Origin of the sequence: Olleya aquimaris (genome assembly GCF_003259525.1) — a bacterium.
GTDB classification, from domain to species: Bacteria; Bacteroidota; Bacteroidia; order Flavobacteriales; family Flavobacteriaceae; genus Olleya; species Olleya aquimaris.
This window is the reverse complement of sequence record NZ_QLLO01000015.1, coordinates 2,381-6,453: the sequence shown is the minus strand read 5'-3', so window position 1 is coordinate 6,453 and position 4,073 is coordinate 2,381. Positions and strand designations below refer to the sequence as shown.

3 protein-coding genes are annotated in these 4,073 nt (G+C 33.4%); all 3 read left to right on the top strand.

All coding sequences use genetic code 11. The annotated features are described in order from the left end of the window. The first annotated feature begins 163 nt into the window (after positions 1-163). Positions 164-499 (top strand): antibiotic biosynthesis monooxygenase, encoded by a 336-nt coding sequence (locus LY08_RS13685; protein ID WP_245907596.1) that lies wholly within the window; start codon positions 164-166, stop codon positions 497-499. A 467-nt stretch (positions 500-966) separates the two neighbouring features. Beyond that, positions 967-2,232, top strand: coding sequence for a DNA cytosine methyltransferase (locus tag LY08_RS13405; RefSeq protein WP_111660942.1), 1,266 nt, complete (start codon positions 967-969; stop codon positions 2,230-2,232). Continuing rightward, entirely contained in the window at positions 2,229-3,323 is a 1,095-nt protein-coding gene (locus tag LY08_RS13400; protein WP_111660941.1) for an HpaII family restriction endonuclease, read from the top strand. The genes LY08_RS13405 and LY08_RS13400 overlap by 4 nt, the downstream gene beginning before the upstream one ends. Positions 3,324-4,073 lie beyond the last annotated feature (750 nt).

Genomic DNA, 4,073 nt, shown 5'->3' with positions numbered 1-4,073 from the left:
TCTTAATTGTCGTGAAATTCTGCCGAATTTCACTTATGGCTAGTTTTTATTTATTAAATTAGTTGCTTAACAACGCAAACTAACCATACACAAAACCGTTAGCTTTAATGCCAGAGCAAGTTTGTGGAATCGAAGTTCATAAAAGAAATTAAAACTGAATTTTATGGAGAATAAAACAAGAATTATCAGAACTTGGAAAGGTTGGACGACAATAGAGAACGCACCTATTTACGAAGATATGCTGATTAATGAAGTATTTCCAACTGTGAAAAAGAATGGAGTTGATGGATTAGAAAAGGTCAGCATTTCAACGCAGAATAGAAAAAATGAGGTGGAATTCTTTTTAACTCTTCAATTCGATTGTATCAATTCAGTGAAAAAGTTTGCTGGAGAAAATTATGAAACTGCATATATTCCTGAAAATGCAAAACGTGTTTTGTTGAGATATGAAAAAACAGCACAACATTATGAATTTAAAAAAGAATTAATCTTGTATTAATCAATAATCGGAATTTAGCAAATTGCGGAATTACTTACTCAAACTCTGAATGAAAAACCAAAATAGGAAAATCACTCAATCGGAATTTCAAGCAAGTTTACGGAATTAATAAAAGGAACAAATAATAAACTGAAAAAAGCACTAAAAGCTAACAACGTGTATAATATATTGCTTCTACTAGCCTACTCGGAAAATCCTACGGATTTTCCTCTGGTTCATGATAGTTTATTATCTTTAAGCTGAACAACGCAACATACCATACACGAAGACGTTACCTGCAAGCTGAACCCAGCCGCACAAACAGCACATTTGGTTTTTGCCGACACATAAGCCAACGCTGAAAAACCAAAAGAGCTGTTTTTTGCCTTTGCGCTCGAAAACATAGTGAAAAGATTGTGAATAAAAATATAGAAACCGACCAACCAAAACAGCAAACTTTATTAACTTGTACGGTTAAATAAGAGATAATGATTAAAGAAAGAATTGACATAGAAAAAATTGACGGACAACTATTTGAAATAAAAGTAGTTGACCCAGATAATTCTAAACCTGCTTCTTTTACGCATTATTTACACAATCATAAAAATGGAGTTTCTCAATTTTACAAAAAAGATGCACTTTCTTACGTAAAAGAAATTCTTGAAAAAGAATATCCCACAGAAAAAGTCACAAATAAAGTAGCGGAAGAAGCACTTCAATATTTGATTTTTGACCTCAATAAAACTGTTCCATTTCCAGCACCTGAAAAACCAAAATTTAAATTTATTGACCTTTTTGCAGGAATTGGAGGATTTCGTTTAGCACTTCAAAACCTAGAAGGGAAGTGCGTTTTTACAAGCGAATGGGACAAATATTCAAAACAAACTTATAAAGCTAATTTTGGAGAAATTCCGTTTGGCGATATTACAAAACCTGAAACAAAAAATTATATTCCAGATAATTTTGATGTGCTATGTGCAGGTTTTCCTTGTCAAGCGTTTTCGATTGCGGGAAGACGTGGCGGATTTGAAGATACAAGAGGAACATTATTTTTTGATGTTGCTGAAATTATAAAAAGGAAACAACCAAAAGCAATTTTTCTCGAAAACGTAAAAGGTTTAAGAAATCACGACAAAGGAAAAACATTAGCAACAATTTTAAACGTGCTTAGAGAAGATTTAGGCTATTATGTGCCTGAACCTCAAATATTAAATGCAAAAGAATTTGGCGTTCCTCAAAATCGTGAACGAATTTTTATCGTAGGTTTCCGTAAAGATTTAGGAATAACTGATTTTCAGTATCCAGAACCAACTAATAAAACCGCAGTATTAGATGATATTTTGGAACAAGAAGAAGTTTCTGTTAAATATTATTTATCAACAACTTACGTTCAAACATTAAAAAATCACAGAGCACGCCACGAAAGCAAAGGAAATGGATTTGGTTACGAAATAATTCCAAATGATGGAACAGCAAACGCAGTTGTTTGTGGAGGAATGGGCAGAGAACGAAATTTAGTTCTTGATGATAGACTAACAAATTTTAAACCAATAACTAACATTTCGGGAAAGGTAAATCGAGAAGGGATTAGAAAAATGACACCACGAGAATGGGCGAGATTACAAGGCTTTCCAGACAATTTTAAAATCATAGTTTCAGACGCACAAGCATACAAACAATTCGGAAATTCAGTTGCAGTTCCCGCAATTCAAGCAACAGCGGAAAAAATAATAGAAAAACTTAACTGCAAATGATTACAGGAAATAAGGGAGAATGGAGCGAAATTTATGCGCTTTTCAAATTATTAGGCGACAAACAATTATTTCTTGGAAACAAAGACATTGAAAAATTAGAAGGTTTAGTTTATCCAATTATCAAAATACTTCGCACCGAAAACAACGGTAATTTTGAATATTCAATTCAAGATGAGATTATTTTAGTTTCGGGAGATGAAGAAGTTTTAAAAATTCCTATTTCAGACTTTAAGGACAAAGCTCTTTCCCTTTTAAACGCAATTAAACAAAATAAAGAAAGGACTTTTTCTGTTCCAGAAATTGAGGAGTTTATGCAATCTATAAATTGTATTTCCTTAAAAGCTAGTTCTTCAGCAAAAACCGATATTACAATTGTTGTTCACGACCAAAGAACGAATCAACAACCGACATTAGGATTTAGTATAAAATCACAACTCGGAAGCCCTTCTACTCTATTAAATGCAGGCAAAACGACAAATTTTATTTATAAAATAAATGGTTCTATACAACCTCAAGAAATTAATAGGATAAATTCCTTAATTGTAAAAAGAGGAAAAAAAGAATCAGCAGACTTAAAAGGTCGAGTAAAAGCAATTTTGCAAAACAATTGCTCTTTAGATTTTTATAAAGCTCAAAAACCTATATTCTCAAATAATCTTGTTTTAATAGACAGTTTGCTACCTGAAATTTTATCGCAAATCGTCTTTGACTTTTATTCGAGTGAGTTTTCTCATTTGACCGATTTGTTAAACAAAACAGCGGACAAAAATCCATTGAACTATGATATTGAAAACGAACATAAGTTTTACGAATACAAAATAAAACGCTTCTTGACTGATGTTGCACTTGGAATGATGCCCTCGCAAGTTTGGACAGGAATATATGATGCGACAGGTGGATATTTAATCGTCAAAGAAAATGGAGACGTTTTATGTTATCATATATACAACAGGAATGAGTTTGAGGATTACTTGCTAAATAATACAAAACTCGATACAGCAAGTTCTTCTCGACACGGATTTGGAGAAATTTACGAGGAAAACGGAGAATTATATTTTAACCTGAATTTGCAAATTAGGTTTACGAAATAGCCAACGTTAAAAGCCATACACATTTGCAATTCGCACCAGCCGATACACGAGCCAAAAATTGCAAAAGAGTATGTCTTTGCCAACGCTAAAAACCTAGTAGAACGGAATAAAGCCAGCAGGTAACAATGTATATAAAAAATAGGCGAAATAGCAATAAATTCAAGGGTTTTAGCTCGTATCAAACTTTGTGCTTATCTGAAAGTGTAATGCTTCGAAATCGCCTACTTTTCATATACTAACCGATGGAATACATTCAGCGAAAAGCTGACCAAAATGTTTCCGCAACTGCGTTGCTCCCAACCTTTTGGTGCATGTATTCCATCTACCTGCTAAACCAAATTGCAAGTCTGTCAATTTAGCCAAGTACAGCTTTTACTGCCCATTGAGGGAAAACGTAAACCATCGTCAGTGCTATACGCAATTTGATCCGACTTCTCGAACTATCGATCCAATAAAGTGGCTCACTTATCAAATTTTTCTGTGGAAAAATTCGTCAAGCGAGACGGATAATAAGCTCTAAATTTGCGTGGTCGCGCAAATTTAAACCTCATTATCTTCCACTTTTTGTATCTTCGTTCTCAAAGCCGAACTGCGTTTAGCAGGTAGTTGCCAAACATAGCGGAATTTCACTCTGACGCAAAAAATCAGAATTTATAAAAATTCTGATTTTCTGCCTACTCAAACTCTGAAAAACTTACTCAAGATCTGAATTTTACTCTTGCGGAATTTTTGCCACTTTATCTAAAAAAA

Excerpts from the sequence above, each read along its gene's own strand:
- LY08_RS13685 (WP_245907596.1), top strand. The coding sequence starts at position 164 with ATGGAGAATAAAACAAGAATTATCAGAACTTGGAAAGGTTGGACGACA.
- LY08_RS13405 (WP_111660942.1), top strand. The coding sequence starts at position 967 with ATGATTAAAGAAAGAATTGACATAGAAAAAATTGACGGACAACTATTT.
- LY08_RS13400 (WP_111660941.1), top strand. The coding sequence starts at position 2,229 with ATGATTACAGGAAATAAGGGAGAATGGAGCGAAATTTATGCGCTTTTC.